This window comes from Isoptericola sp. b408, from assembly GCF_030588085.1.
Classification (GTDB): Bacteria; Actinomycetota; Actinomycetes; order Actinomycetales; family Cellulomonadaceae; genus Isoptericola; species Isoptericola sediminis.
Genome location: NZ_JAUQYQ010000004.1, coordinates 286,612 through 313,399 on the forward strand (window position 1 = coordinate 286,612; position 26,788 = coordinate 313,399).

At 72.6% G+C, this 26,788-nt stretch carries 23 protein-coding genes; 13 read left to right on the forward strand and 10 right to left on the reverse strand.

The window, feature by feature from the left end; translation table 11 throughout:
* Positions 1 to 12: 12 nt before the first annotated feature.
* Positions 13 to 951: an ABC transporter ATP-binding protein gene (locus Q6347_RS12840; RefSeq protein ID WP_304607549.1), complete on the reverse strand. Its 939-nt coding sequence runs from the start codon at positions 949 to 951 to the stop codon at positions 13 to 15.
* Positions 938 to 1,879 (reverse strand): ABC transporter permease, encoded by a 942-nt coding sequence (locus Q6347_RS12845; RefSeq protein ID WP_304607550.1) that lies wholly within the window; start codon positions 1,877 to 1,879, stop codon positions 938 to 940. The genes Q6347_RS12840 and Q6347_RS12845 overlap by 14 nt, the downstream gene beginning before the upstream one ends.
* Before the next feature lie 67 nt (positions 1,880 to 1,946).
* Here Q6347_RS12845 and Q6347_RS12850 point away from each other — a divergent pair, with 67 nt between their 5' ends.
* Positions 1,947 to 3,260 (forward strand): UDP-glucose/GDP-mannose dehydrogenase family protein, encoded by a 1,314-nt coding sequence (locus Q6347_RS12850; protein ID WP_304607551.1) that lies wholly within the window; start codon positions 1,947 to 1,949, stop codon positions 3,258 to 3,260.
* A 36-nt stretch (positions 3,261 to 3,296) separates the two neighbouring features.
* Positions 3,297 to 4,292 (forward strand): dTDP-glucose 4,6-dehydratase, encoded by a 996-nt coding sequence (rfbB, locus tag Q6347_RS12855; RefSeq protein ID WP_304607552.1) that lies wholly within the window; start codon positions 3,297 to 3,299, stop codon positions 4,290 to 4,292.
* A gap of 4 nt (positions 4,293 to 4,296) precedes the next feature.
* Here rfbB and Q6347_RS12860 read toward each other — a convergent pair whose 3' ends face one another.
* Positions 4,297 to 4,917 carry a dTDP-4-dehydrorhamnose 3,5-epimerase family protein gene (locus Q6347_RS12860; RefSeq protein WP_304607553.1) on the reverse strand — a complete coding sequence of 207 codons (621 nt, stop codon included), beginning with the start codon at positions 4,915 to 4,917 and terminating at the stop codon, positions 4,297 to 4,299.
* A 45-nt stretch (positions 4,918 to 4,962) separates the two neighbouring features.
* On the opposite strand from Q6347_RS12860, the gene rfbD reads away from it, so the two are divergent.
* The gene (gene rfbD, locus Q6347_RS12865) at positions 4,963 to 5,886 is read left to right on the forward strand and encodes a dTDP-4-dehydrorhamnose reductase (protein WP_304607554.1); all 924 of its coding nucleotides are present in this window, start codon (positions 4,963 to 4,965) and stop codon (positions 5,884 to 5,886) included.
* Here rfbD and rfbA read toward each other — a convergent pair.
* Positions 5,859 to 6,722: a glucose-1-phosphate thymidylyltransferase RfbA gene (gene rfbA / locus Q6347_RS12870; RefSeq protein ID WP_304607555.1), complete on the reverse strand. Its 864-nt coding sequence runs from the start codon at positions 6,720 to 6,722 to the stop codon at positions 5,859 to 5,861. The two genes, rfbD and rfbA, sit on opposite strands and share 28 nt — an antisense overlap.
* A 454-nt stretch (positions 6,723 to 7,176) precedes the next feature.
* On the opposite strand from rfbA, the gene Q6347_RS12875 reads away from it, so the two are divergent.
* Positions 7,177 to 7,632, forward strand: a complete 456-nt coding sequence (locus Q6347_RS12875) for a hypothetical protein (protein ID WP_304607556.1) — start codon at positions 7,177 to 7,179, stop codon at positions 7,630 to 7,632.
* Between the two features lie 11 nt (positions 7,633 to 7,643).
* On the opposite strand, the gene Q6347_RS12880 is transcribed toward Q6347_RS12875, so the two are convergent.
* Positions 7,644 to 8,807, reverse strand: coding sequence for a hypothetical protein (locus Q6347_RS12880; protein ID WP_304607557.1), 1,164 nt, complete (start codon positions 8,805 to 8,807; stop codon positions 7,644 to 7,646).
* A 160-nt stretch (positions 8,808 to 8,967) separates the two neighbouring features.
* On the opposite strand from Q6347_RS12880, the gene Q6347_RS12885 reads away from it, so the two are divergent.
* Positions 8,968 to 9,639, forward strand: a complete 672-nt coding sequence (locus Q6347_RS12885) for a hypothetical protein (protein WP_304607558.1) — start codon at positions 8,968 to 8,970, stop codon at positions 9,637 to 9,639.
* Between the two features lie 132 nt (positions 9,640 to 9,771).
* Here the strand turns inward: Q6347_RS12885 and Q6347_RS12890 are convergent, their stop codons facing one another.
* The gene (locus tag Q6347_RS12890; RefSeq protein WP_304607559.1) at positions 9,772 to 11,061 is read right to left on the reverse strand and encodes an ATP-binding protein; all 1,290 of its coding nucleotides are present in this window, start codon (positions 11,059 to 11,061) and stop codon (positions 9,772 to 9,774) included.
* A 129-nt stretch (positions 11,062 to 11,190) separates the two neighbouring features.
* On the opposite strand from Q6347_RS12890, the gene Q6347_RS12895 reads away from it, so the two are divergent.
* The 7 genes from Q6347_RS12895 to Q6347_RS12925 all read left to right on the forward strand — a co-directional run bounded on the left by Q6347_RS12895 (position 11,191) and on the right by Q6347_RS12925 (position 20,711).
* Positions 11,191 to 12,786, forward strand: coding sequence for a DUF2142 domain-containing protein (locus Q6347_RS12895; RefSeq protein WP_304607560.1), 1,596 nt, complete (start codon positions 11,191 to 11,193; stop codon positions 12,784 to 12,786).
* Positions 12,787 to 12,843: 57 nt separating this feature from the next.
* A complete protein-coding gene (locus Q6347_RS12900; RefSeq protein ID WP_304607561.1) occupies positions 12,844 to 13,806 on the forward strand; it encodes a glycosyltransferase family 2 protein in 963 nt (320 codons plus the stop codon).
* Positions 13,803 to 14,990: a glycosyltransferase gene (locus Q6347_RS12905; protein WP_304607562.1), complete on the forward strand. Its 1,188-nt coding sequence runs from the start codon at positions 13,803 to 13,805 to the stop codon at positions 14,988 to 14,990. The genes Q6347_RS12900 and Q6347_RS12905 overlap by 4 nt, the downstream gene beginning before the upstream one ends.
* The gene (locus tag Q6347_RS12910; RefSeq protein WP_304607563.1) at positions 14,987 to 16,750 is read left to right on the forward strand and encodes a class I SAM-dependent methyltransferase; all 1,764 of its coding nucleotides are present in this window, start codon (positions 14,987 to 14,989) and stop codon (positions 16,748 to 16,750) included. Before Q6347_RS12905 ends, Q6347_RS12910 begins: the two co-directional genes overlap by 4 nt.
* Positions 16,747 to 17,487, forward strand: a complete 741-nt coding sequence (locus Q6347_RS12915; protein ID WP_304607564.1) for a bifunctional 2-polyprenyl-6-hydroxyphenol methylase/3-demethylubiquinol 3-O-methyltransferase UbiG — start codon at positions 16,747 to 16,749, stop codon at positions 17,485 to 17,487. Before Q6347_RS12910 ends, Q6347_RS12915 begins: the two co-directional genes overlap by 4 nt.
* A gap of 206 nt (positions 17,488 to 17,693) precedes the next feature.
* Entirely contained in the window at positions 17,694 to 18,362 is a 669-nt protein-coding gene (locus Q6347_RS12920) for a response regulator transcription factor (protein ID WP_304603175.1), read from the forward strand.
* 75 nt (positions 18,363 to 18,437) lie between these two features.
* Positions 18,438 to 20,711 carry a serine protease gene (locus tag Q6347_RS12925; protein WP_304607565.1) on the forward strand — a complete coding sequence of 758 codons (2,274 nt, stop codon included), beginning with the start codon at positions 18,438 to 18,440 and terminating at the stop codon, positions 20,709 to 20,711.
* A gap of 59 nt (positions 20,712 to 20,770) precedes the next feature.
* On the opposite strand, the gene Q6347_RS12930 is transcribed toward Q6347_RS12925, so the two are convergent.
* The 3 genes from Q6347_RS12930 to Q6347_RS12940 are packed head-to-tail and all read right to left on the reverse strand — an operon-like array spanning position 20,771 to position 24,857.
* Entirely contained in the window at positions 20,771 to 21,760 is a 990-nt protein-coding gene (locus Q6347_RS12930; RefSeq protein WP_304607566.1) for an LCP family protein, read from the reverse strand.
* Complete coding sequence (locus Q6347_RS12935; protein ID WP_304603178.1) at positions 21,757 to 23,382, reverse strand: glycosyltransferase family 4 protein; 1,626 nt, start codon at positions 23,380 to 23,382, stop codon at positions 21,757 to 21,759. Before Q6347_RS12935 ends, Q6347_RS12930 begins: the two co-directional genes overlap by 4 nt.
* Positions 23,379 to 24,857, reverse strand: a complete 1,479-nt coding sequence (locus Q6347_RS12940) for a glycosyltransferase family 4 protein (protein WP_304603179.1) — start codon at positions 24,855 to 24,857, stop codon at positions 23,379 to 23,381. The genes Q6347_RS12935 and Q6347_RS12940 overlap by 4 nt, the downstream gene beginning before the upstream one ends.
* A 237-nt stretch (positions 24,858 to 25,094) precedes the next feature.
* Between Q6347_RS12940 and Q6347_RS12945 the strand changes: the two genes are divergently transcribed.
* Positions 25,095 to 26,108 carry an LCP family protein gene (locus Q6347_RS12945; protein ID WP_304603180.1) on the forward strand — a complete coding sequence of 338 codons (1,014 nt, stop codon included), beginning with the start codon at positions 25,095 to 25,097 and terminating at the stop codon, positions 26,106 to 26,108.
* Between the two features lie 136 nt (positions 26,109 to 26,244).
* On the opposite strand, the gene Q6347_RS12950 is transcribed toward Q6347_RS12945, so the two are convergent.
* Positions 26,245 to 26,712, reverse strand: coding sequence for a hypothetical protein (locus Q6347_RS12950; RefSeq protein ID WP_304603181.1), 468 nt, complete (start codon positions 26,710 to 26,712; stop codon positions 26,245 to 26,247).
* Positions 26,713 to 26,788: the final 76 nt, after the last annotated feature.

A 26,788-nucleotide genomic window follows, 5' to 3' on the forward strand; every position in this document is an offset into this window, starting at 1 on the left:
GTGCTGGCACCCTTACTCCTTCTCGTCGCGGGCGGGAACGCCGCGTGGACGGCGGTGCCGGGGATTGTAGAGACGTGGCTTCACGGCGTCCTCGACCTGGACATAGGTCTGCTCCCGCTCGGCGAAGGCGTTTTCGATGATCTTCCTCGCCTCGTCGGGTTTGTCCTTTGCCACGGCCCACGCCCACTTGCGGTAGCGCAACGCGACGTCCTCCGCCGTACCGTCGAGGACGAGTCGGCCGTGGTTGAGCCAGATCGCGCGGGTGCAGCTCTCCTCGATGGTTTGCGCCGCGTGGCTGACGAGGAACACGGTGCCGGCGCTCTGGCGGAGGCGCTGCATGCGTGCCTCGCTGCGCTCCTTGAACGCCGCGTCACCGGTGGCGAGGGCCTCGTCGATGAGCAGGATGTGCGGATTGGCCGCCGTCGCGATGGCGAATCGCAGCCGGGCACCCATGCCGGAGGAGTACGTCTTCATCGGCAGGTAGATGGACTTGCCCAGGCCCGCGAGCTGCTTGACGTCCGGCACGGCCTCCTCGGCCTGCTCCGGGGTGAGCCCCATGGCGAGACACCCGAGCCGGATGTTGTGCTCACCCGAGAGGTCCGGCACGAGGGCGGCGTTCACACCGATCAGCACTGGCGTGCTCTCCGCGAGGACACGGCCCTTGGCGGGGTTCTCCAGGCCGGCGATGATGCGCAGCAGCGTGCTCTTGCCGGAGCCGTTCTGGCCCACCAGTCCGATCTGTTCTCCGGACTTCGCGACGAAGGAGATGCCGGACAGCGCGCGGACGAGCACCTTGGGGTCGTTGCCGAGCACCGTGCGTGCCGCCCGCCGGACGAAGTTCGCTCCGCGGCGGCGCTCGGCGGCGTCGGTCGACGGGACGCGGTAGCGGACGTGCACGTCCTGGACCGCCACCGTCGCATGGGAGAAGGGGTTGTCCTCACGCCTGGCCATAGGACTCCTCCCCCTGCCAGAAGAAGAGGAACCCGAGGACGAGCGCGCCGACCGACCAGGCCCCGAGCCCGATCCAGGTGCCGGCGTCTGGCACCGTGGCGTAGAGCAGGCAGTCCCGGGCGGCGTCCAGGACCATGTACATCGGGTTGGCTTCCATGATCCCGACGATCGACGGGAACTCCTTGAACCGGTCCACCGAGAAGAACACGGCCGACGCGTAGAGCCAGATGCGCATGCCGACACCGATGAGCTGGCCGATGTCCGGCAGCACGGTGGTCATGCGGGCGAAGAGGAGTGCGAGCCCTGTCGCGAGCAGCACCTGAAGGACAAGGACGGCGGGGAAGAGGAGTGCCGCCGGCGACCAGCTCTCGGCCGGCGGGAGCAGGACGATGATGAGGAGCATCGCCGCGATCGTCGGGATGAGGTTGAGGATGCTCCGCAGCACCACCGAGATCGGCAGCGAGGCGCGGGGGAACGTGAACGCGCGGATGAGGTTGCGCCCGCTCTGGATCGACTTCGCGCCGTTGGTCACGCACTGCGTGGTGAACTGAAAGAGGAAGACCCCGATGACGAGGTACCCGAGGAAGTTCTCGATGCCGCGGCTCGTGTTGAGGATCAGGCCGAAGATCAGGTAGTAGGCGAGTCCGTTGAGGATGGGGTTGAGGACGAGCCATGCCTGGCCGAGCAGCGTCTCCCGGGTCCCGCTGGTGACCTTGGCCCGGGCTTCCGCCCAGAGGAAGTACCGACGGCCCCAGAGCTGGCCCAGGTACGTCGAGATCGGTGGGCGCGCTCCGACCTGCGTCAGCCGGTCGGTCGAGACGACCTCGAGAGCCTTCTGCTGCCCCGTGAAGATCTCCTTGTAGAGATCCGCGACATCGGCCGACGTCGCGGACGACGCCGACTGCTGCGCGGGGACCTGAGCACTCATCGCGTGCATCCTAGAGGGTTTCTTTGCTGTACCTTCGTCGGCGACGACGAGGAAGGGGTGCGCGAGCGTGAAGATCTCTGTGATTGGTCTGGGCTACCTGGGGGCGGTCCACGCGGCGAGCATGGCGAGTCTGGGCCATGAGGTGGTCGGCGTCGACGTCGACCCGGCGAAGGTCGAGGCGCTGTCGGCCGGCAAGGCGCCGTTCTACGAGCCGGGATTCGAGGCGCTCCTCGAGGAGGTGGCGCAGACGGGTCGCCTCACCGTCACGAGCGACCTCGCCGCCGTCGCGGGCTCGAGCGTCCATTTCGTCTGCGTCGGCACGCCGCAGCGCAGTGATGGCTACGCGGCCGATCTCACCTATGTCGACGCAGCGATCCGCAGCCTCAGCAGTCACCTCTCGCCGGGTGAAATCGTCGTGGGGAAGTCCACTGTGCCCGTCGGGACCGCCGCTCGCCTCGCGGAGATCGTGTCGAAGGCGGAGCCGGGTGCCGTCCTGGCCTGGAACCCGGAGTTCCTTCGGGAGGGCTTCGCGGTGAAGGACACGCTTCACCCGGACCGCATCGTCTACGGCGTGCCCGAAGGCGAGTCCGGCCGGCGGGCAGCGCAGGTCCTCGACGAGGTCTACGCCGTGCCGCTGACCGACGGCATGCCGCGCATCGTGACGGACTACCCGACGGCCGAGCTCGTGAAGGTCGCGGCGAACTCCTTCCTGGCGACCAAGATCTCCTTCATCAACGCGATGGCGGAGCTGTGCGAGGTCGCGGGTGGCGACGTCACCCAGCTCGCGGACGCCATCGGTCATGACGCCCGGATCGGTCGGCGCTTCCTCAACGCCGGTCTGGGGTTCGGCGGTGGCTGCCTCCCGAAGGACATCCGTGCCTTCATGGCCCGCGCCGACGAGCTCGGCGCGGGTGAAGCGGTGGCGTTCCTCAGCGAGGTCGACGAGATCAACCACCGGCGCCGCGTGCGCATGGTCGACCTGGCGTCGGACGTGCTTGGCGGCACCGTCGAGGGCGCTCGCATCACGGTTCTCGGCGCTGCGTTCAAGCCTGACAGCGACGACGTCCGAGACTCGCCGGCTCTGGACGTCGCCGTGAGGCTGCACGAGAACGGAGCCCACGTGGTCGTCCACGACCCGGAAGCCGTCGAGAACGCTCGCCTCAAGCAGCCCTCTCTGTCCTACGAGCCCGAGGTGTACGCGGCACTCGACGGGGCGGAGGCCGTGCTCGTCCTGACCGAGTGGCGGCAGTACCGCGACCTCGACCCGGACAAGGTCGCGGAATACGTCGCTCAGCGGAACGTCGTCGACGGCCGCAACGCTCTCGACCGAGATGCCTGGAAGACTGCCGGTTGGCACTACCGCGCTCTGGGGCGTCACTGACCAGGTGAGAGCCGGCGATCCGTGGGGGAATGAGTCATGCGGGTACTCGTCACCGGCGGCGCCGGCTTCATCGGCGCGAACTTCACCCTGCAGACCCTCCGGGACCGCCCGGACGCGCAGGTGACGGTGCTCGACGCCCTGACCTACGCGGGCGACCGGAGGTCGCTGGGGCCGGTCGCCGCGCAGATCGAGTTCGTGCACGGCTCCGTCACCGACGCCGACCTCGTCGACGAGCTCGTCGGCCGGGCCGACGTCGTCGTCCACTTCGCCGCGGAGTCGCACAACGACAACTCCCTGGACGACCCGACGCCGTTCGTGCAGACCAACCTCTTGGGGACGTTCACCCTGCTCGAGGCCGTGCGCCGGCACGGCGTGCGGTTCCACCACGTCTCGACCGACGAGGTCTACGGCGACCTCGCGCTGGACGACCCGGCGAGGTTCACGCCGGACACGCCGTACGACCCGTCGAGCCCGTACTCGGCGACCAAGGCCGGCTCCGACCATCTCGTGCGCGCATGGGTGCGGTCGTTCGGCGTGCAGGCCACCCTCTCGAACTGCTCGAACAACTACGGGCCGTACCAGCACGTCGAGAAGTTCATCCCGCGTCAGATCACGAACCTCCTCGACGGGGTGCGGCCCCGCTTGTACGGCGCGGGCCTGAACGTGCGCGACTGGATCCACGTCGAGGACCACAACACGGCCGTGTGGGCGATCATCGACCGGGGTCGCATCGGCGAGACCTATCTGATCGGTGCGGACGGCGAGAGGAACAACGTCGAGGTCGTGCAGACGCTGCTGGAGATCTTCGGCCGCGACGCCGACGACTTCGACCACGTCCCGGACCGTCTCGGCCACGACCTGCGGTACGCGATCGACGCGACGAAGCTGCGCGACGAGCTCGGCTGGACGCCCCGGTACACCGACTTCCGCTCCGGCCTGGAGGCGACCGTCGACTGGTACCGGGAGAACGAGGCGTGGTGGCGCCCGGCCAAGGCCGCCGTCGAGGCGAAGTACGCCCGGACCGGCCAGTGAGTGCTCAGCGGCGCCGCAGCGTCGCCACGTAGTCCTCGACGACCTCGACGGCGGGCAGCAGACCCTGCGCCTCGGCCTCGGCCAGCGTCGGAGCCGCCGCGTCCTTCTCCGAGAGCTGCGGGGTGATCGGCGACCCGTCGCGGGCCGTCGTCGGCCACTCGATCCCGATCGCCGGGTCCAGGGGATGCACCCCGTGGTCCGCCGCGGGGTCGTAGCCTGCTGAGCACAGGTACATCACCGTCGAGCCGTCCTCCAGGGACAGGAAGGCGTGGCCCAGGCCCTCGCCGATGTAGACGGCCCGCCGGTCGACGTCGTCGAGCAGCACGGAGTCCCAGCGGCCGAACGTCGGCGACCCGACCCGGAGGTCGACGACGACGTCGAGCACCGCGCCGCGGGGGCACGTGACGTACTTGGCCTGGCCGGGCGGGACGTCGGTGACGTGGATGCCGCGCAGCACGCCGGCCGCCGAGACCGAGCAGTTCGCCTGCTGCAGGTCCAGCTCGTGGCCCAGGTGATCGGCGAACGTCGACGCCTTGAACCACTCCAGGAAGACGCCCCGCGGGTCGCCGTGCTGGCGGGGGGTGATCTCGTACGCGCCGGACACTCCCAGCTCACTGAACTGCACGGACGGCCTCCCGGTGTCGATGGTCCCGCCCCTAGGATGCTACGCATGGCTCCCGTCGATCGGGCCCAGCGTTGGGCCGTCCTGGGTGCGGGCGGCATGCTCGGCCGCGACCTCGTCGACGTCCTCACGGACGCCGGCGCCTCGGTGCGGGCGTTCACGCACGCCGAGCTGGACATCACCGAGGCCGACGCCACCCGACGGGCGGTCGCCGGGGCCGACGTCGTGGTCAACGCCGCCGCCTGGACCGACGTCGACACGGCCGAGACGCACGCGGCCGAGGCGATGGCCGTCAACGCCGTCGGTGCCGCCCACGTCGCCCGGGCCGCCCGGTTGGCCGGTGCGCGGCTGGTCCACCTGTCCACCGACTACGTGTTCGACGGCCACCACGCCAGCCCGTACCCGGAGAACGCCGCGACGGCCCCGGAGTCCGTCTACGGGCGCTCCAAGGTCGCGGGGGAGCTGGCTGTGCGCGACGAGGCCTTCGACCACCTGGTCGTGCGGACTGCCTGGCTCTACGGTGCCCACGGACGCTGCTTCCCCCGGACGATCGCCCGCCTGGCGACCGAGCGCGACCGTCTCGCGGTGGTGCACGACCAGGTCGGCCAGCCCACCTGGTCGCGCGACCTGGCCGACCTCATCGTGCGGCTGGTCGCCGCCCGGGCACCGGCGGGCACCTACCACGGCACGGCGTCCGGCCGGACGTCGTGGCACGGGTTCGCACGACGTGTCCTGGCCGCTGCCGGGTCGTCGGTCCCGGTCGACCGGGTCCCGAGCGCGGCGTTCCCGCGGCCGGCGCGGCGCCCCCAGTTCTCCGTGCTCGGCCACGACGCGCTGCGCCGTGCCGGGGTGGAACCGATCGGCGACTGGGCGGATCGTTGGGACGTCGCCGCGCCGTCGGTCCTGGCGGGGATCGTCGACGTGCGAGGGGTCCGGGAGGTCGGCTATCCGTCGAGCAGCGTGAGCAGGTAGGTGCCGTAGCCGGACTTCACGAGAGGCTCGGCCCGGGCGCGCAGCTCGTCGTCGGACAAGAACCCGCGGCGCCACGCCACCTCCTCCGGAGCGCAGATCTTGAGGCCCTGGCGCTGCTCCACCGTCCGCACGAAGTCGCTGGCGTCGATGAGCGAGTCGAACGTGCCGGTGTCCAGCCACGCGGTGCCCCGGGGCAGCACCTCGACGTGCAGGCGCCCCTGGTCCAGGTAGTGCCGGTTGATGTCGGTGATCTCGTACTCGCCGCGGGCCGACGGCGTGAGGCCCTTGGCGACCTCGACCACCTCGGAGTCGTAGAAGTACAGACCCGGCACCGCGTACCGCGACCGTGGCCGGGCGGGCTTCTCCTCGATGGACCGGGCGATCCCGTCGTCGTCGAACTCGATGACGCCGTACGCCGTCGGGTCGGCCACGCGGTAGGCGAAGATCGAACCGCCGTCGACGTCGGTGAAGCGCTGGAGCTGGTCGCCGAGGCCCTGGCCGTAGAAGATGTTGTCGCCCAGCACGAGCGCGGCCGGCCCGCCGGCGAGGAACTCCTCGCCGAGCACGAACGCCTGCGCCAGGCCGTTCGGCTCCTCCTGCACGGTGTACTCGAGCGAGATGCCGAACTGCGAACCGTCCCCGAGCAGCCGCCGGAACTGCTCGGCGTCGTGCGGGGTGGTGATGACGAGGATGTCCCGGATCCCCGCGAGCAGCAGCGTCGACAGCGGGTAGTAGATCATCGGCTTGTCGTAGACGGGCACGAGCTGCTTGCTCACCCCGAGCGTGATCGGGTGCAGCCGCGTGCCGGACCCGCCGGCCAGGATGATGCCGCGCATGGTGCCGATCGTGCCACGGTGGTAGCCAGATCGACCCTCCGAATCGGCAGGTTCCGAAGGGGTGGTCCAGCCTTTGGAGAGGTTAGGGTCGGTCGCGAAGCTTCTCGACCTCGTCCAAGGAGATCACGCGCATCTTGCGACGAGGCCGCCCGGGGCCCCTCCGTCTAGCGGTCGGTTCGGAGCCCGTGTGGCCAAGTGCCGTGAGAAGAGGACGAGCGTGCTGCTCACAGAGGTCGGCAGTAGCAGGTTCGCGGCCTTCCTCGATGATCGTGAAGGTCTTCGCGCGGACGTTCCGCCGCTTGCAGACGTCGCAGATCTTGACGGTTACCTCGGCCAATGCTGAATGTCCCCTCACCTTATGACCTGCTTGTGCGGCAACTTGAACATGGTGTGACCCGTATCCTATCGTCACTTGCCTATTGGAATGCATGGGCCGGTATCGACGGAGGCAGTGGTGGCAGCTCCCAGCAAGATTCAGAACGTGGGCGAAGCGATCCAGTGGATCGAGTCGGGATGGACTTATCAGGAGATCGTCGACGAGTATCGCCGCAAGTACAACATCGAGACGACGTTGTCGATGTGGTCGAACTTTCGCCATCGTCGGGGGCTTGCCCGTCGGATCAACCGCGATGACGAACTCATCCCCTGGGCCGTGGACCCGCGTCACCGCAACAGCTACCACCTGGCCATGCTCCGCGTGGAGAGTCGTCGAAGGAACGGCTGGGAGCTTCGGGAAGTAGACGCGTCTCGCCTCGCGTCGTGGAAGCGCGACGTTGTTGCCCTAGACGCCGTCGTGCACTACGACCCGCGGACACCCGACGGCTTCCATCTCATCCCGCGCGAGTCTCAGGATCACGACTTGATCCGGCAGCCCACGGCTGGTCGCACGAAGCGCCATCGCGCCGAATGAGGGGACCGTGCCTACGCGCGTTCGAGGTGGATGGCCTCGGCCAGCTCCTCTATCGCCCGTGAGACCGCCGACCACTCTTCCTGGAGGGCGGCCAGGGGCAGCCTGTCGGAGAGCGTGTCGACGGAGCCCTGCTTGAGCGGGACGCCGAAGATCTCCGCCAACCGCGCCGGGAACGTCAGCAGGTCCGCCGTCGGGATCCCGGCCTTCACCGCCTGCTGGTGCAGCCAGCCCGGGTAGGCGGTGCCGTCGGTGTCCAGGACGAGCACGGTGAACGGCGCTCCGCCACGGGGGTTGAGCACCTTGACCACCACGCTGGAGCTCAGCCGGTCCTGCACCACGAACCGCGGGTCGGCGTCGAACTGCCCCAGGGCACGTCGCACGAACTCGACGGTCGACGGCGGCACCCGCCGCGCCATCGCGCTGAGCACCTCCTCGCGGCTCAGCCGGCTGCGGGACGCGGGGGAGTCGTCCTGCGGCACGGTCACCGACACGTCGACGTTCGCCTGGGGTGCGACGTCGACCCGCACCACGGCCCGCACGACCTCGCGGGTCTGCGCCACGACGGACGGCACGGCGACCCGCAGGCCCCGGGCGGCATCCTCGAAGAGCGCCAGCTCGACCAGGGCGAGCCGGTAGTGCAGCTGCGGGGTGTGCTGCAGGTAGTCGGCCATCGCCTCGACGTCCTCGCGGATGCCGTCACCGACGACCAGCAGCAGCATCCGCCCGTCACGCAGGTTCTTCGCGACGGAGTCGACGAACCGGCGCTCGTCGTCGGCGCCCGCCGCCCAGGCGAGCTCCCACAGCGTTTGCCCGGACCGGGCGCGGCAGACGGTGTCGAGGTCCTCGTACGACCAAGTGGCCAGGGCGCTCGCGTAGTGGACCACCTGCCCCAGGACCTCGCGGCGAGCCTCCGGGTTCCGCCACAGCTTCGCCTCGACCACCGTCAGGCCCCCGTGCGGCGAGACGTACAGCGCGTCGATTGGTCCGGCGGCGGTGCCGACCTCGCGGCCGATCGGGACCGGGGGAGCGAACTCCTCGTCGAGGTCCGCGACCGGGAGCACCTCGGGGTGCTCGAACACCAGCCGTTGGACCGCATCCTCCGAGACCGTCGTCCGTTCGAGCCGGGCGGGTTCGTCGTCGAACAGCACCACCGGTTCGCCGGTGTTCGCGCGCATCGGCCACCTCCTCGTCGGTGGCCACACCCTATGGCGGGGGAGGTCTGGACGCCCTCGCACCGGCCCCGCTAGCGTGACGCCCACCACAACCGAAAACGGCCCGTGCCAGAGGCGGCAACCTCTGACCGGGCCTGACCAACGAGAGTGAGCAAGCACTCTGATGGCTACGGCCGACGATATCAGCGCGCCCCCGCCACCCCCGGTGCGCCTCAACGCCCACGCGCCCCTGTGGCGCCTCGTCGACGCCCTGGCCGCCGCCGGCTGGGGCGACCTGCGCGACGCCCCGCAGAGCGTGCGCAGCTACCTGCCCGCCCTGGCCCGCCTCGCCGACCCGCGCTCCGCCGTCGCCGAGACCACCGATGCCCAGGCCGCCGAACGCGCGGGCGTCTCCGTGCGGACCGTCATCCGGGCCCGCACCTGGCTCCAGCACCGCGGCGTCGTGGTGATGCTGCGGCGCGGCGCCCGCCAGGGTCTGCGCGGGGTGCCGTCCCTGCTGCGCGTGACCAAGCGGGCGCTGGTCGCGCTGCTGCCCGCCGCCCGGCGTGCCAAGGACGCCCGTGCCCGACGTCGGGCCGCCCGGCCGGGCGGAGCACCCGGTCTGCGCGTCCCCAACCTGACACGGTGGCAGGCCTTCCCCTCCTGGCGGAGGAAGACGGCGCCGCCCGCCGCGCCGCCGTCGTCGGGCGCCCGCCGACGGCCGTCGCCTGTCCAGGAACGCCTGCGCGCCGAGGCCGCGGCGGCCTGCGCGCACCCGCCGCGCGCCGCGACGATCGCCGCCGCCCGGGCGGCGGTGCGCTCCCTGTCGGTGGCTGCCGAAAGGGTGAGCGTGTGACCCCGAGTAGCGAGGCTGGTCACGCCGCAGCCTGCTCTCCATGCGCAGGGCCGCAGAGTTCTGGCCGACCGAGACTGAATGTGTGCACCAGGTTGGTGCACCATTGCCCTTCCCCGCGCCCCATGGTGGGGGTCAGGGGCCGAGCATCCTGACGGGGATCACGTGCACTCCGTCCTCACGGCGACGGTAGGCGATGCCGCCGTTCGTGATCACGGCGGCGAAGGCCGGCTCACCGCTGCGTGAGGTGTCGACCTTGTCGCGCAACGTCGTGAGGCCGTGGGCGGCCCGGTCGATCGTCTCCGGGCGGGAGCCGAGCTTGACCTCGATGGCCGCCCACCGACCGTCCGGCAGCTCGACCACCACGTCGGCCTCCAGGCCGCGCTCGTCGCGATAGTGCAGCACGCGTCCACCGAGCGGCTGGGCGTAGACACGGAGGTCTCGGGTGACCAGAGACTCGAAGAGGAACCCCAGGGTCTGCAGGTCCTCCGTGAGCGGCCCGGCATGGATACCCAGGGCGGCTGCTGCCAGGGCGGGGTCGACGAAGTGCCGCTTCGACCGTGACGCAACACGTGTGCGCGACCGGAGGTGCGGGGACCATGCAGGCTGGTCCTCGACGATCCTGAGCCGCCGCATGGCGTCGAGGTGCTCGGTGGCGGTCGCCCGGTGGGTCGCGTCGGCGCCCGAGTCCGGGTCGCCCTCGCGGACGTCCCTGGCGATCGTGGCGTCCCCGGCGAGAGTGGCCACGTTCCGGGCGAGAGAGCGCATGACACGCCACGCCTTGTCCGGATCGCGGCGGACGCGCGACACCTGGGGGATGTCGTAGTTCCGGATGATGTCCAGGTAGTCGCGATTGGCGCGTGCTGCGGCACGAACCGGCTTGTCGACGTTGGTGGGCCATCCGCCCCCGACGACCCGTTCGGCGATCTCGTGGACGGCGTCGGTCGGGTTCCAGGCGCTGTCGTACCCGTCGGCATCCGCGCCGTCGAACAGGCCTGCCAGCGACACCTCACCGCTGGAGTGGCCGCTCTCGGCGAGGGCCATCGGCCGCATCTCGATGATGGTGAAGCGTCCGGCACCGCTGTGACGGCGGATGTCGTCGTCGGGCGTCGAGGACCCTGTGAGGATGAACTGCCCCGGGTGCTCCCGCCGGTCGACCTCACGGCGGACCAAGTTCCACAGGTCGGGCGCCAGCTGCCACTCGTCCAGGAGGACGGGGGTCTCGCCCCGCAGCAGCAGCGACGGATCCACCTCGAGGGCGGCGGTGATCCGCGGATCGGCCACGTCGTCGAGGTGGACACGCGTCCCCGCGACCCGGTGGGCCGACGACGTCTTGCCGCAGGCCTTCGGCCCCTCGACGAGCACGGCTCCAGCGGTCTGCAGGCCGTCGGAGATCTCCTCGTCGACGACGCGCGGTCGGTACATGTTGCGCCTCCCATCAGCGATCCTGGCCTCAATGTACACCTGTCGCAGCCTAGTGATAAGCACTTTACGCAGGTTTCCGGTGGGCAGCTGTCGCAGGCGACACCGTCGTCCGCCTGCCACAATGACGCTGTGACGCGAGACACGCCGTCGGCCGAGCGTGCCTACCGCCGCACCCTCGCCCTGCTGACCCTCGTCGTCGCCCTGTGGTCGGTGGCCTGGGCGGTGCTCACCCCCGGCTTCCGGTCGCCCGACGAGCAGAACCATCTCAACAGCGCCGTGCGCATCGCCTACGGCGGTGGCTGGCCGGCGCCGGGGGAGGCGCGCTTCGCGCCGGTGACCGAGCAGGCCGTCGAGGAGGCCGCGTACCCGGCCGACCTGCCCGGACGCTGGCGCTACCGCCCCGACGAGACCCAGTTCGTCGATCTCACGCCCGTCCCCGCCGACGAGCGCGTCCGCATCGACGCCGGCAACGCGCTGCCCCCGCCCGGCAGCACCGCCACCGTCGACCAGATGACGCAGCACCCGCCCGCCTACTACGTGCTCGGGGCCGGCGTCCTGCACCTCACCGGGACGGTCGACGCCCGCTGGGACGTCGCCCTGCTCGCGCTGCGCCTGCTCGACGTCGCCCTGCTCACCGCGACGGTGCCGCTCGCCGCCGCGACCACCCGCCGGCTGACGGGGTCCCGCTCCGCCGCGCTGCTCGCCGCCCCGTTCCCGCTGCTGATCCCGCAGGTCGGGCACATCCTGGGCGCCGCGAACAACGACGCCCTCGTGGTGCTCACCGGCGCCGGCGTCACCTACCTGTCCGCCCGCGTCGTCACCGGGGACCAACGCTGGCGCACCGCCGTCGGCCTGGGGCTCGTGCTCGGGGTCGGCCTGCTGACCAAGGTGATGCTCGCGTTCGCGATCCCGACCGTCGTGGCCGCCTACCTGCTCGCCCCGGGGCCGCGATCCCGCCCGCGGGCCGGCCCGTCGGTGCTCGCCCGCAGCGGGCGGGGCCTCGTCGCCCTGGCGGTCGCCTTCGTCGTCGGGGGTTGGTGGTGGGCCCGCAACTGGATCGTCGACGGCGCCGTGCAGCCCGTCGGGCTGCCGCGCGACTACGACGGCATGACCCGGGTGCCGGCGGACCAGGTGCTGGAGGAGGCGGTCGGCCGCACCGCCCAGGCGTTCTTCGGCAACCTGTCCTGGCTGGAGATCCACCTGCCCGGCACCTTCGTCGCGGTCGGCTCGACGGTGCTGGTCGTGGCGCCACTGGTCGCGGTCGCGCTGCCCGGGGCGCGCCGCGGGGCCGTGACCGTCGCGCTGCTGCCGCTCGCGCTGGCCGTGGGCGTCGTCGGCAACGCCCTGCAGGGCTGGTCGGAGACCGGCGTGCTCGTCGCCCTGCAGGGCCGCTACGTGTTCGGCGGGCTAGCCGCGCTGGCGACGCTGCTGGCCGTCGCCCTGTGGCAGCTGTGCCTGCGCCGCGAACGCTGGACCGCCGTCGTCGTCCCTGGGTTCACGACGCTCGCCGCCGTGGCCGGTGCCGCGGGACTGGTGTGGGCGTTCGGGGCGATGTACCGGGGGCCGGGGGAGTCCGCGGCACAGGCGTGGGAGCGCTGGGCCGCGTGGAGCCCGCTGAGCGGCACCGTGATCGCCGTCGCGCTCGTGGTCGTCGTCCTCGGGTTCGTCGCCGGGCTGGTCGCCGCGTGGCGGTGGTACCCCGCCGCGCGGGACCCGCGTGGCTAGACTCGCGCACGTCAGCGCCCCGGCGCTGCCCACCGCCGTCGGACCGGAGAGGGCTCGATGAAGCTCGTCGTGCAGATTCCCTGCCTCAACGAGGCCGACACCCTCCCGCTCGTGCTGGCCACCCTGCCGCGCGAGGTCGACGGGTTCGACGAGGTGGAGTGGCTCGTCATCGACGACGGCTCCACCGACGGCACCGCCGACGTCGCGCGCAACCTCGGCGTCGACCACGTGCTGCGGCACACCGCCACGATGGGGCTGGCCCGCTCCTTCCGCGACGGCGTCGACTTCGCCCTGGCCCACGGCGCCGACGTGGTGGTCAACACCGACGGCGACAACCAGTACCCCTCGAACCGGGTCGGGGACCTCGCCGCGCCGATCCTCGCCGGCGAGGCCGACATCGTGGTCGCCGACCGCCAGACCGCCACCATCGAGCACTTCAGCCCGTTCAAGAAGCGCATGCAGCGCCTCGGGTCGCGGGTGGTCAGCGCCGCCGCGAACACCTCGCTGCCCGACGCCGCCAGCGGGTTCCGCGCCTACTCGCGCGCCGCGCTGCTGCGCCTGAACGTCATCACGCAGTTCAGCTACACCATGGAGACGATCATCCAGGCGGGCAACAAGCACCTGCGGATCGTCTCGGTGCCGGTGGTCACCAACGCCAAGACCCGCGAGTCGCGGCTGTTCCGCAACATCTGGCAGCACATGGGGCGGTCCGCCCGGGCGATCGTGCGCAGCTCGATCATGTTCCGCCCCCACCTGGTGTTCCTGACCCTGGCGGCGCTGTTCTTCCTCGCCTCCGCGGTACCGGCCGTCCGGTTCCTCGTGTTCTTCGCCCAGGGGGAGGGCGACGGGCACGTGCAGTCCCTCATCTTTGCCGCCGCGATGCTGGTGGGCACCCTGCTGTGCCTCGCGCTGCTGGTGCTGGCGGACCTGCAGCGCACCAACCGCATCCTCGTCGAGGACACCCTGGAGCGGGTCAAGAACCTGCAGTACGGGCGCGACCGGCTCGGGCGCGACGCGTGATCGTCGCGTTCGGCACGTACGACGCCGCCCGGCACCCCCGCGCCGGCGTCCTGGTCGCCGGGCTGCGCGCGCACGGCCACCGCGTCGACGAGCTGAACCGTCCCCTCGGGTTCTCCACCGCCGAGCGGGTCCGGATGCTGCGCCAGCCCTGGCGGCTGCCGCTGCTGGTGGTGCGCCTGCTGACCTGCTGGCTCGCCCTCGTGCGCGACGACGTCGCCCACCGGCGTGCGCACGGCGCCCCGGACGCGGTCCTCGTCGGCTACCTCGGCCACTTCGACGTCGTCCTGGCCCGCCTGCTGCACCCGCGCACACCGGTGATCCTCGACCACCTCGTCTTCGCTGCCGACACCGCGACCGACCGCGGCGCCCGCGGCCTGCGCGTGCGGCTGCTGCACGGGCTGGACCGGCTCGCGCTGGCCTGCGCCGACGTCGTCGTCGTCGACACCGACGAGCACCGCGCGATGCTGCCCGGGAGCCTGTTCGCGCCGGCCGTCCGAACCCGCTCCCGCCGGACGCGTCAGGCTGTCGTCGTGCCGGTCGGGGCCCCCGAGGCGTGGTTCGCGCCCGTGCGCGACGGCGGTACTCCGGACGAGGGCACGTCCGACGACGGCACCCGGGACGACGCCGGACCCCTGCGGGTCGTCTTCTTCGGCCTGTTCACCCCGCTGCAGGGGGCCGTGGTCATCGCCGAGGCGCTCGCCGACGCTTTGCCCCGCGCCGCCGCCACGGGCCGCCCCATCAGCGCCACCCTCGCGGGCACCGGCCAGGACCACGCCGCCGCCCGTGCCGCGCTCGCCGGCGTCCCGGGCGTCACCTGGCACGACTGGGTCGAACCCGGCGACCTGCCCGGGCTCGTCGCCGACCACGACGTCTGCCTCGGCATCCTCGGGGCCACCCCCAAGGCGCTCCGCGTCGTGCCCAACAAGGTCTTCCAGGGCCTCGCCGCCGGCTGCGTGGTCGTGACCTCCGACACCCCGCCCCAGCGCCGCCTGCTCGGCGACCACCTCGAGCTCGTCCCTGCCGGGGACGCCGCGGCCCTGGCCGACCGGCTCGTCGCGCTGACCGACCCGGCCGAGCTGGCCGCCGCCCGGATGCGCGCCCTCGCCGGGCGGGACGCCGTCCGGCCCGCCGCCGTCGTCGGCCCGCTCCTCGACGCCCTTGCCGCCCGCGGGGTGCGGCCGTGACCGGCACGCCTGCCAGCCGCACGGACGCCGGGGGTGCCGGACGCCCCGGCACCGTCGCCCGTCTGCTCGCCGTGCTGCGCTCGCCGTGGGTGCGCTGGGGGTTCCTCGTCCTGGCGCTGGCGCTCGCGGTGTACGCCGTGGTCTCCGTGCGGGACGAGCTGGCCGACGCCGCCACCGCGCTGTCCGCCGGCCGGCTCGCCGCGGCCGCGCTGCTCGCGGTGCTGTTCGTCGGCTGCACGCTGCTGTCCTGGCGGGCCGTGCTGGCCGACCTCGGCTCCCCGCTCGGGCTGCGCACCGCGGTCGCCGTGTTCGGCATCAGCCAGCTCGGCAAGTACGTGCCCGGCGGGGTGTGGAACGTCGTCGCCGCGGCCGAGGTCGGCGCCGACCACGGCGTCCCGCGCCGCCGCACGGTGACAGCCACCGCCGTCGCCACCGGTGTCGGGCTCGTCTCCGGGGCGGTCGTCGGCGTCGTGGCGCTGCCGTTCCTCGCCGTCGAGACCCTGCAGGGCTGGAGCTGGGTGCTCTGGCTGCTGCCCGCCGCCGTCGTGCTGCTCCTGCCGCCCGTGCTGAACCGGCTGCTCGACGCGGCGTTGCGCCTGGCCCGTCGCCTCCCGCTGGAGCACCCGCTGTCCTGGCGGGGCCTGGGGGCCGCCGCCGGCTGGGCCGTGGCCGGGTGGCTGCTCGCCGGCGGCCAGGTGTGGCTGCTCGCCACCGGTCTCGGCATGGCGAGCGACGTGCGCACCGCGGCGCTCGCCGTGGGCGGGTACGCGCTGGCCTGGATGGTCGGGTTCCTCGTCGTCGTGGTGCCCGCCGGTGCTGGGGCCCGGGAGCTCGTGCTGCTCGCCGTCCTCGCCGGGGCGCTGCCGCACGCCGCGGTGCTGCTCGTCGTGCTGGTCAGCCGGGTCCTGGTCACCCTCGCCGACCTGCTGTTCGCGGGCCTCGGGGCGCTCGGGCGCCGGCCCGCCGGGGTGCGGTTCGCCCCGCTGGCGCCGCGGGCCTGGCTGCGCTGGGACGTCGTGCGGCGCCTGCTGCCGGCCACCCGGTCCACGGTGCTGGAGATCGGCTGCGGGCAGGGCGGGGTCGGCATGCGGATCGCCGTGCGCCACGACTACACCGCCGTGGAGCTCGACGGCGACTCGTGGCGCATCGCGTGCGAGCGCGTGGCGGCCGTCGACCCGGACGCCCGGGTGCTGCACGGGGACCTGACGGTGCTGCCGCCCGAGGAGCGGTTCGACGTCGTGTGCGCGTTCGAGGTGATCGAGCACGTCGAGGACGACGCCGCGGCGCTGGTCGAGTGGGCCGCCCGGGTGCGCCCCGGCGGGATGCTGCTGCTGTCCACCCCCGCCGACCCCGACCGGTTCGGCCCGTGGGACGAGATGGCCGGCCACTACCGCCGCTACGACCCGGACGACCTGCGGGAACTCCTGAGCGCTGCCGGGCTGGCCGACGTCGTCGTGCGCCGCTACGACGCCCCGCTGGGGTACCTGCTCGAGGCCGTGCGCGACCGGCTCGCCCGGCGTCAGCCGGTCCGTGCCGGCGCGCAGGCACCGGCCGGCGCGTCGGCGTCGGACCCCGGCCTCGCCGCCCGCACCGCCGACTCCGGGCGCCGGCTGCAGCCGCGGGCCCGGCTCACCGGGATCGCGACGGCGGTCGGCACCTGGCCGTTCCGGCTGCTGCAGCGGGCCCTGCCGCACGCCGGGACCGGGCTCGTCGCCGTCGGCACCCGCCCGCCGGACCCCGAGCACAGGAGTGACCCGTGAGCACGAACCTGCCGCCCCTGACCCTGTTCGGCGCGCTGCGCTGGGACGTGGTCCGTCGTCGGCTGCCCGCCTCCGGTGTGCGCGTCCTGGAGGTCGGGTGCGGTCAGGGCGCCGTGGGGGTGCGCCTCGCCGCCGCCGGGTACGACTACACCGGCGTCGAGATCGACCGTGCGAGCGCCGAGGTCGCCGACGCCCGGCTGGCCGGCGCCGGACTGCCGGGACGCGTCGTGCACGGGTCGGTGGAGTCGGCGGGGCTGGCCGGCGGGTTCGACGTGCTGTGCGCCTTCGAGGTGCTCGAACACCTCGAGGACGACGCCGGGGCGCTGGCCTCGTGGCTGCCGCTGCTGCGCCCGGGAGGGCTCGTCCTCGTCTCGACCCCCGCCTGGCAGGACCGGTTCGGCCCGATGGACACCGCCGTCGGGCACCACCGCCGTTACGACCCGCCGCAGATGCGCGAGCTGCTGCGCGGCTCCGGACTCACCGACGTCGGCGGCCGGCTCTACGGGATGCCGCTCGGTTACGCGCTCGAGGCGGTGCGCAACCGGGTCGCACGGCGGCGGCTGACGGCCGACGGGACGACGACCGCGGAACGCACCGCGCGTTCCGGGCGGCTGTTCCAGCCGTCGACCGCCGCGACGGGGGCGGCGATCACGGCGGCCACCTGGCCGTTCCGCCTCGCGCAGCGGGCGTTCCCTCGGACGGGTCCGGCGCTGGTGGCCTGGGGCCGCCGTCCCTGACCCCCGTGGCGCTGTGGGCATGAAATCTGCAGCTCCGCAGGGGGCCAGACCTGCAGATTTCATGCCCACAACGGGCGGACGGGCCGGTGTGCGCAACGGGCGGACGGGCCGGGGTGCGCAACGGGCCGACGGGTGAATCCCGCTGCGAGGTCCGCTCTCCGGTTGCCGGTCGGCGGGACGCTGATTACAGACGTCTCATGCCGAGTGTGCCCCGAGCAATCACGCTGGTGAGCCCCGAGGGCGCGACCCTCGGCCATGCTCTCGCGGCCGCGCTGGCCAGCCGTGGCTGGACCGTCCTGATGCGGCGTACCGAGGGTGTCCTGCCGGACCTCGGCGGACAGGACGTCGTGGTCCTGGTCGAGGACGACCACGGCAACTGGACCTGCCGGCGGCCCCTCGCGGTCGGTCGGTCGTGGATCTGCATCGGATCGGTGCGGTCGCTGCCCGGCCTGCTGGCGATGCAGCGGCGTGGAGCCGTCGTGCTCAACCAGTCGGCCCCGATGCTGACACTGGTGTGCCACGTCGAGACGGCCGTCACCCGGGCGGCGCCCGCCGACCTCGCCGTGGCCGCGCTGACGCTGCGGCGCCGGTTGGCGGAGCGGGACGGGCTCAACCTCCTCACGAGCACCGAGGACGCGATCCTGCGGGCGATGCTCGCGGGAGCCAGCGCCGCGCAGATCGGTCTCCATCGGCACGCCTCGGTGAACACCGTCCGGACCCACATCAAGGCCGTGCTCGCCAAGCTCGGCGTCCGGTCCCAGCTCGAGGCCGTCGCCGTCGCGCACCGTGCGGGGTGCATGGAGTGGTTGTTCGACGCGATGGTGAAGTTCACCAATTCTGGTGACGACGACCTCGTGTGCGGCGGTCGACAGTGAAAGGGACAGCGACCTTCGTCGGATCGCGCAACCCCTCCGGCACCGGTCGACCATCCCGCACACCGGAGGACTGCCGTGCGACAGGACGTGAAGAACCCCTCGTCGACCCTGCTGAACACCACCGTGGTGGGCCAGCCCTGGGCGGACGCCTACCAGGTCGGTGCCGGCGTCGACGCCGTGACCGGCCAGCTGCGCAGCTCGGCGATCGAGAAGCCGACGCTGACCCCGAGCAAGAACCAGCGCACCGAGTACAGCTACGCCCTCATGGAGTCCCAGAAGGACCTCGAGCAGCTCGTCGAGACCTCCCTCAAGGGCTCCTACAACATCGAGGGGGTCAAGACCTCGGCGAGCACGTCCTTCCTGGAGAAGGTCGTCGTCTCCGAGCTCGCGGTCACGATCGTCGCGGCGATCTCCGTCGAGGACAGCGAGTACTCGCTCGCCCCCGACTACGTCCTGGCCGTCACGCCGGGCCCGGACTTCCGAGAGCGGCACGGCGACTACTTCGTGGCCGGCTACCGGGCGGGATCCTCCCTGTACGCGGTCTACCAGTGCCGGTTCTCGTCCACGGAGAAGCGGCAGGAGTTCGCCGCCGCGCTCTCCGCCGAGGTGCCGGACGTCCTCAGCGCCGAGGGCAGTGTGGCCTTCCAGAAGGTCGCCAGCTCGCACGAGGCTCGCGTCAACGTCGACGTCGTCGTCGACGGGGTCCGGGGCACTCTGCCGCCCCCGAAGGACGGGTGGACCCCGGGGACGATCATCTCCGAGGTGATCCCCTGGTTCATCGAGAACCTGGTGCCGGTGCCGCTGGAGAGCTACCTCGAGCACTACCGGATGATCGACCCGGAGATCTCCGGCGAGGTCCCGATCGCCCCGTCCGTGTTCGCGGACCTCAGCTATCTCTACTCCGCCTTCTGGGTGGCGCGGTCGCGCGAGCGAACCTGTCCCGCGTTCGGCAAGGGACTCGTCTCCGGACCCTTCGAGCGGCTGCGCATCGACCTCGAGGCGCACCAGGCCTCGCTCGCCACCGACCCGGAGTCGGTCCGCAAGTACACGGGTGACGTCGAGGACCTGCTGGGCACCCTCGACGAGATCGACAACCGGCAGGCCTTCTACTCCCAGGTCGTCAAGGCCGCCGCCACCGAACCGGCGAAGGGGCACCGCATCGACGCCGACAAGGGCACCGTCCGGTGGGGGTACGGCTTCCAGGCCGGCACGCGCCCCGGCGTGGACGTCAGGAGCGAGAAGTTCGACTACAAGGCGGATGCCAAGGCCTTCGGCTGGCAGGATCACGGGTTCACCTACCGGAACACCTCCCGCGTCGTCGTGGGCTGGGACGTCGTGTGCCAGTGGAACGACTTCGGCGGCGACTGGGAGAAGCGCAGCGACCGGATCATCGGTCGCGACGGCGGCACCGTCTGGGTCAAGAGCGACTACTGGCGCAGCTGCTACTGGTCCGTGACGTTCCACACGGTCGATGCCTCGCTCTACCCGGTCGGTCCCTGGACCGCCGACGCGGTGCACTCCTCGGGGTTCACGATGCACGAGGCCCCCCAGGTGACGCCGGTCGAGGAGTACTGGACCGCCGAGCGGATGCGCGCCGCGACACCCGTCGACCGCTCGACGGCCCACGAGGGTGCCCCGGCCGTTGCTGTGCGTCCTCAGGACGTGGGGCCCAGCGAGACCGTGACGGCCGAGGCGACCACGACGCCGGTCGCCGCATTCGGGGAGTACCCGGCCCGGACCGTGGGCAAGCTGTTCTTCGTCATGGGCGACCAGGACTGCGTGGCCTCGGGTGTCGTGGTGCACCGGAGCGGGATCATGACCGCGGCCCACTGCCTGGTCATGGACCACGAGGCGCACAGCCTGGTCTTCGTGCCGGCCTATATCGACGGCGAGGCGCCGTACGGCCGCTGGCCCGTCCCGACCGTCGCGTGGCCCGACGCGTGGCGGCAGGGACGGTCCACCGCCGACGACCTGGGTTTCGGCCGGGTCGCGACAGCCCCCGACGGGACAGAGATCGGGGACGTGGTGGGATGGGTCGGCATCACCACGCGGCCCGACGTGCGCCGGTGGGACGACGTCGGCTACCCCGCTCAGGCGATCGCGCAGTTCCCGTTCGACGGGCAGCGGCCCTGGCAGAGCTCGGGTGCCCGGCTCACCTCGGACGAGGAGCGCATCGTGGCCAAGGCGGACGACCTCACCGCCGGCGGCAGCGGCGGGCCGTGGTTCGCGTCCGACGACCCGACGGCGGTCAACGGAGTGTTCAGCACGTACAACACCTCGGAGCACATCGTGTGGAGCCCCGAGTTCGCGGAGTGGGTGCTGACCTTCTACCGGCACTGCTTCGGCTGACGGGACCGAGGAGTCCCTGGTCCCCGGTGCCGCGGGCGGACCGTCCGCGGCACCAGGGATCAGGGCGCGTAGTCGGTGCCGTACTCCGCGACGTACTCGTCCATCGTGTCGGTGCGCAGCGCCTCGCCGAGGGCCGCCGTCTGCGCCTCGTCCACGAGGTTCACCGACGCCCCGTCCACCGTGCCGAACCCGGTGATCGGCACCATCAGGCCCACCACGTCGTCGCGGGTCAACGACGCGGCCAGCGGGACCAGGTCCACGAACTCCTCCACGCCGAGGTCACCGGTGACCTTGACGTTGTTGAACATCAGGGCCACCAGCTCGGCCGCCTCGGTCGGGTCGTCGGACGTCTCGGCGATCCGGTCCATCATCCCGATCACCGCCGCCCGCTGCCGCTCCGTGCGGTCGAGGTCGCCCAGCGGCAGCCGCTTGCGCTCGCGCACGTAGATGAGGCCGTCGGTGTTCTCCAGCGTGATCCGGCCCTCGGGGAAGTCGACCACGCGCCCGGTCGAGAGCACCTCCACCGTCGAGCGGTGCTTGTTGTCGACCTCGAACCCGTCCAGGGCGCGCGTCAGGTTGATGAACCCGGTGAAGTTGGTCTGCATCGCGCCGTCGATCTCGACGCCGCCGAGCAGCCCCGAGGCCGTGTCCATCAGCGTCTGCGTGCCGCCGCGGGCGAACGCCGAGTTCATCTTGCCCTCGCCGAGCCCCGGGATGTCCACCCACATGTCCCGGGTGAACGACACCAGGTACAGCGCCGACAGGTCCGCGGGGACGTGCGCGAGCATCATCGTGTCCGCGTTGCCGGACAGCGAGGACGCGTCGCGCGAGTCGGTGCCGATGAGCATGATGTCGTGCGCCCCCTCGCCGAGCGGGTCCTTCCGCTCCGGGGCGGGCACCGACTGCTTGGGGGCCGTGCTCGGCTCGGGGCGCACGGTCTCGGTGGGGGCCGGCTCCGCGGTCGTCGAGGCGTCGGTGCACCCGGCGAGCAGGAGCACCCCCGCGGTCGCCAGGGCGGTCAGACGCGCCAGGCGCGATCGGGGAGTCATCCGAGGTCCTTCCGGTTCGAGGTGGCGGCGCCCGCCGCCGCGGCGTACGCCAGGTCGTAGCGCGCCACCAGCTCGCGCCAGGTCCGCCCGGCCGCCACCGACCGACCCGCCGTCACCTGCGCGGCCCGGGCGTCGTCGTCGGTGAGCAGGTGCTCGACGGCGCCCGCCCAGGCCGCCTCGTCGTCGGGCGTCACGAGCAGTGCCGCCGGGTCGCCGCCGTCGACGGGGGAGCAGACCTCCCGCAGCGCCGGCAGGTCGCTGGCGACCACCGGACGGCCCAGGGCCATCGCCTCCACCGGCTTCAGCGGCGTCACCAGGCGGGTGACCCGGTCCGGTCGCCGCGGCACCAGGACCACGTCGAGCGCCGCCAGGTAGGTGTGCGCGACGTCCCGCGGCACGCGGCCCGGCATCGTGGTGTGCTCGGCGATCCCCAGCTCGGCCGCGAGCCGCAGCAGACCCGGGCGTGCCACGCCGTCGCCGACCACGAGCGCGCCGGCGTCGACCCCGGCGTCCCGCAGCCCGGCGACCGTGCGCAGGATCGTGTCGATGCCCTCGTAGCCCACCACCGAGCTCACCGTGCCGAGCAGGTACCGGGGGCCGGTCAGCCCGAGGCGCTCGCGGGCCGCGCGCGGGTCGAGCGGGTCGGCGTCGAGCAGCGCTTCGTCGACGGCGTTCGGCACGACGGTGATCCGGTCGGCCGGGACCCCCCGGGCCGCCAGCTCGTCGCGCATCGTGCCGCTGAGCGTGACCACGTGGTCGGCGGTCCGGGCCAGCTCGGTCTCCTTGGCGCGGATCAGGGCGAACCGCTCGGACGCGGTCGCCGCCTCGCGGGCCTCCGCGGTCGGGTGCGACGCCGCCCACGTCTCCTCGGGCAGGCCGCGCACCTCGTAGACCCACGGCAGGCCGACCCGGCGGGCGGCCTCGCGGGCCGCGGCTCCCGTGGTCCACGGCGTCGTCGCGTGCACGACGTCGGCCCCGGACCCTCGCACGGCCTCGACCAGCAGCGCGGTCGCGTCCTCGGCACGGCGGGCCGGGTCCGACGGCAGCGAGCGCGGGACCAGCCGGGAGTACGGCACGCCGTCGACGACGTCGGTCCCGCGGGCGCCCAGCGCCCCGATCGTCAGCGGGTATCCCGCCCGGGTGGTCGCCGTGACCCGGTGGCCGGCGGCGCGCTGGGCCGTGAGGATCGCGTGCGTGCGCAGCGTGTAGCCGCTCTGGGTGTGCGGCAGCGAGTTGGTCAGGTGGTGGTGCACGGCCACCGGGTGCTGCGGCGCGCGGGGCGTCGTGACGCCGGCGGGTGCCTCGGCGGCCGGGTCCGGGGCGAGCGTGGCGGCCTGCCCGAGCAGGGACCGGCGCACCCGTCGCGCCGTGCGACCCTGCGGTTCCGCGTCGCGGATCGCGGTGACGTCGCCGGCCGCCCAGGCGGCGCGCAGCCGGCCGGCCGGCCCGGAGGTGCCGTCCCCGACGACACGCTCGACGCGGGGGACGACGACGGCGCTGAGCCGGGCGGGCAGGCGGCGGCTCGCCTGGAGCACCAGCCAGGCGGGGTCGGTGACCAGGGCCCCGAGGACGAACGAGGCCGTGAACCGCAGGTTGCGCGCGAGCTCGGCCGCGCGGCTCACCGCGCGGTCCTCGGCCGCAGCTCCCCCTCGGGGGCCGGCCGTGACGGGGACGGCAGCGTGGCGCGCGGCGACACCGAGCGCGTGACCAGCACCTCGGGCCCTGCCGACGGGGCCGCGGGCGCGGTGCAGGCCTGGCACGGGCCGCGGCGGTCGGCGGCCGCGTGGTGCGCGGCTGCGTCCGTCAGGTGGTCGACGAGCTGGACGTAGTGCGCACCGAGCACGTCGTCGTCGGCGTTGGCCCGGACCCAGCGTGCCGCGGCCGCCGAGGCGGTCGGGGCCGCGCCGTCGTCCACCCAGGTGCCCCACAGGTCCGCCAGGCCGTCGACGTCGCCCGGCATGACGACGGCGCCGGCGCCGGTGGTGGCGACCAGGTCGGCCGCCTCACCGGCGACGCAGGCGGTGGCGAGACGCCCCGAGGCCATGACCTCGTACAGCTTCGACGGGACCGTCCACTCGAGCGGCTCCCAGTCGCGCAGCGACACCAGCACCGTGTCCGCCCAGGCGTAGAGGTCGCGGATCTGCTCGTGGGGGACGGGGTCGCCCAGCACGACGGGAGCCTCCAGCTGGTCGACCAGGCGGCGGACGGTCCCGAGCTCGGCGCCGGTGCCGACGATCCGGACCTCGACGGCTCGGCCGCGGTCGCGCAGCCGGGCGGCGGCCCGCACGACCGTCTCGAGGTCCTGGGCCCGTCCGATCGTGCCGGCGTAGGCGGCGCGCAGGGGGCGGTGGTGCAGCGGGTGCGTGCTCACCGGGCTCTCCGGGGAGGCGGTGGGCTCCGCGGACCCGGTGCGCACCGGGTCGAACGACGTGCCGTTGCGCACGACGGCCACGCGTCGCACGCCCCGTGACCGCAGCACGTCGGCGAAGGTCTCGGTCGTGGTGACGACCGCGTCGGCCCGGCTCTGCAGGCGGCTGACCGTGCGGTGCACGACGGCGCGGGCGGCGCCCAGCACCCGGGCCTTGAGCGAGCGCCGGGCCCGGAACAGACCGGCCGGCTCGATGAGGTCCGGCCAGGCATCGCGCATCTCCACCACGAACCGGGCGCGCAGCAGGCGTGCCACGATCCAGGCGGCGAACATCGACGGGATGCCCGGGACGGTGCCCACCACGACGTCGGGGCGCCGGGTCGGGTGACGGAACAGGCGCAGCCCGAGCACGACCGTGCTCCACGCCGCCACCGCCTGGTCGACGGAGCGGGAACGGAGCCGGTTCGTGTGCTCGCGGAACCGGGTGCGCACGATCCGCTCCCCGTGCACCCCGCGGCTGACGCGGCCGGGGCGGTACTCCGGCAGGTCCGCGAACAGGCGACCGCTGGGGTAGTGCGGGGGAGGGGTCAGGACGGACACGTCCACGCCGGCCTCGATGAGCCGGGGGGTCAACGAGCCCCACCGTCGTTGGGGTGCGCCGTGCTCGGGAGCGTAGTGATGGGTGACCAGCAGCAGATGTCGCCGCGACCGTGTCGTCGTGGAGCTCATCCGTCACTTTCGTCTCGTGGTCCGGGCCGGGCGGGTGCCGCACGAGGTGCGGTCGCCCCCGGTAGATGATAGAGGCAACCGGACACACTTTCATCACCCCGTCTTTGCACGTCCGGGCGTCGCCGTCGGATGCCGGGGCCTATCATCTCCGCTGTGACGCATCCCCCGCGCGAGCCGTTGGTCCCTGGAGTCCCCGACGACCCCCCGCCGCAGCGGCACGCCAAGCGACGACCGGGGATGAGCACCACGAGTCGGTCCCTGGTCGTGGTCGGCGTCCTGGTCGCCGTGCTGGCCGGGGCGGCCTTCGGCGGCATGTGGTGGTTCCAGCAGCGCCTCGACGAGAACGTCGAGAAGCTGGGCGACCCGTTCGCCGCCGTGAGCGAGCGGCCGGAGCCGGCCCAGCCGGAGAGCGCCGAGGAGCTCACCGACGTGAACTTCCTGGTCCTGGGATCGGACTCGCGCATCTCGGCCGGCGACCCCTCGCAGTGGGAGGCGGGCGCCCAGCGCACCGACGCCATCATGCTCGTCCACCTTCCCGCCTCCCGGGAGAACGCCGTCGTCGTCTCCATCCCGCGTGACTCCTGGGTCGACATCCCCGGCCACGGGCAGGCGAAGATCAACGCGGCGTTCTCCTACGGCGGGCCGTCGCTGATGATCCAGACCGTCGAGAACCTCACCGACGTGCGGATCAACCACTTCGTGGTGACGGACTTCGACTCGTTCGTGAGCATGACCGACGCGCTGGACGGCGTCCGGATCCGCGTCCCCGAGGACATCGGCGACGGCGACGAGGTCTTCTTCTCCGCCGGCGTGCACATGATGAGCGGCGAGGAGGCCCTGGCCTACACCCGCCAGCGGTACGGGCTGTCGAACGGCGACTTCGGGCGGGTGCAGCGTCAGCAGAACTGGATGCGGGCCATCCTCGGCAAGGTCAACAACAACCGCCGCGACCCCGTGAAGATGACCCGGTTCTTCGAGACCGTCAGCGAGTCGGTGGCTGCGGACGACGAGCTGACGATCGACCGCATGCAGGAGCTCTTCGACCAGGCCTCGGAGATCTCCACCAACGACGTCGTGTTCATGACCGTGCCGTACGAGGGGGTCGGTCGCTCCGCGGACGGTCAGTCGATCGTCGTCCTCGACGAGGACCCGATGACGAAGCTGATGACGGCGATCGGAGACGGCGAGGCGATGTCGTTCATCGAGGAGCACGGCGAGGAGCTCGAGCTGCTGCCCGCGACCGTCAAGTAGGCCGTCCGGCCGGCGGCCCCGCCCGCTCCGCGCGTCCCCCCGCTGTGGGCAGGAAAGATGCCGCCTCGCACCGGTGCGAGGCGGCATCTTTCCTGCCCACAGCCCCGAGCGGGGCGGAGCGGGCGGGCCGGGTGGTTCAGGCCGCGGTGTCGACCGCGACCTGCCCGTCGGCGAAGGTCATGTTGGTGACCGTGGTGCCCGGGTAGCGGTGCGCCACGAGACGCTGCACGTCCAGCGCGATGCGCGCGTCCGGGCGGATCTCCACCGAGCCGGGCGGCAGGCCCTTGGCGGCCAGCACCGACTCGATCCGGCTCTTGGCCAGGCCGAGCAGCTTGTGGGCGGGCAGCCCGCCCGCGGAGGCGTCGACGCTCAGCACCGCGACGCCGCCGTCGAACTCCTCGACGCGCAGTCGCGTCCGCACGGCCGGGACCAGCCGCGTCGCCATCTTGAGGGGGCCCGGGAGGTTGTTCACCGCACGGGCGTCGGCGACGACCTCGAGGACGTCGCCCCGGCCGCCGACGTCGGTGACGAAGCGGGGCAGGGTCGTGCCGCCGAGGAGGCCGAGGGTGTGAAGGGTGTCTGCAAGAGTCATTTCGGTGCGCACCCGCGACAGGGTAATGGAACGGACGAACCGGACTGAACCCCCGGGGGAATACATCTCGCCGTGCGATGGTTGACCC

What these genes read in the sequence shown, in the direction of transcription:
- Q6347_RS12885 (WP_304607558.1), top strand. Translation starts at nt 8,968, where the DNA reads ATGGCTACGGCCGACGATATCAGCGCGCCCCCGCCACCCCCGGTGCGC.
- rfbB (WP_304607552.1), top strand. Translation starts at nt 3,297, where the DNA reads ATGCGGGTACTCGTCACCGGCGGCGCCGGCTTCATCGGCGCGAACTTC.
- Q6347_RS12930 (WP_304607566.1), bottom strand. Translation starts at nt 21,760, where the DNA reads ATGACTCCCCGATCGCGCCTGGCGCGTCTGACCGCCCTGGCGACCGCG.
- Q6347_RS12845 (WP_304607550.1), bottom strand. Translation starts at nt 1,879, where the DNA reads ATGAGTGCTCAGGTCCCCGCGCAGCAGTCGGCGTCGTCCGCGACGTCG.
- Q6347_RS12945 (WP_304603180.1), top strand. Translation starts at nt 25,095, where the DNA reads ATGAGCACCACGAGTCGGTCCCTGGTCGTGGTCGGCGTCCTGGTCGCC.
- Q6347_RS12840 (WP_304607549.1), bottom strand. Translation starts at nt 951, where the DNA reads ATGGCCAGGCGTGAGGACAACCCCTTCTCCCATGCGACGGTGGCGGTC.
- rfbA (WP_304607555.1), bottom strand. Translation starts at nt 6,722, where the DNA reads ATGCGCGGCATCATCCTGGCCGGCGGGTCCGGCACGCGGCTGCACCCG.
- rfbD (WP_304607554.1), top strand. Translation starts at nt 4,963, where the DNA reads ATGGCTCCCGTCGATCGGGCCCAGCGTTGGGCCGTCCTGGGTGCGGGC.
- Q6347_RS12890 (WP_304607559.1), bottom strand. Translation starts at nt 11,061, where the DNA reads ATGTACCGACCGCGCGTCGTCGACGAGGAGATCTCCGACGGCCTGCAG.
- Q6347_RS12900 (WP_304607561.1), top strand. Translation starts at nt 12,844, where the DNA reads ATGAAGCTCGTCGTGCAGATTCCCTGCCTCAACGAGGCCGACACCCTC.
- Q6347_RS12940 (WP_304603179.1), bottom strand. Translation starts at nt 24,857, where the DNA reads ATGAGCTCCACGACGACACGGTCGCGGCGACATCTGCTGCTGGTCACC.
- Q6347_RS12880 (WP_304607557.1), bottom strand. Translation starts at nt 8,807, where the DNA reads ATGCGCGCGAACACCGGCGAACCGGTGGTGCTGTTCGACGACGAACCC.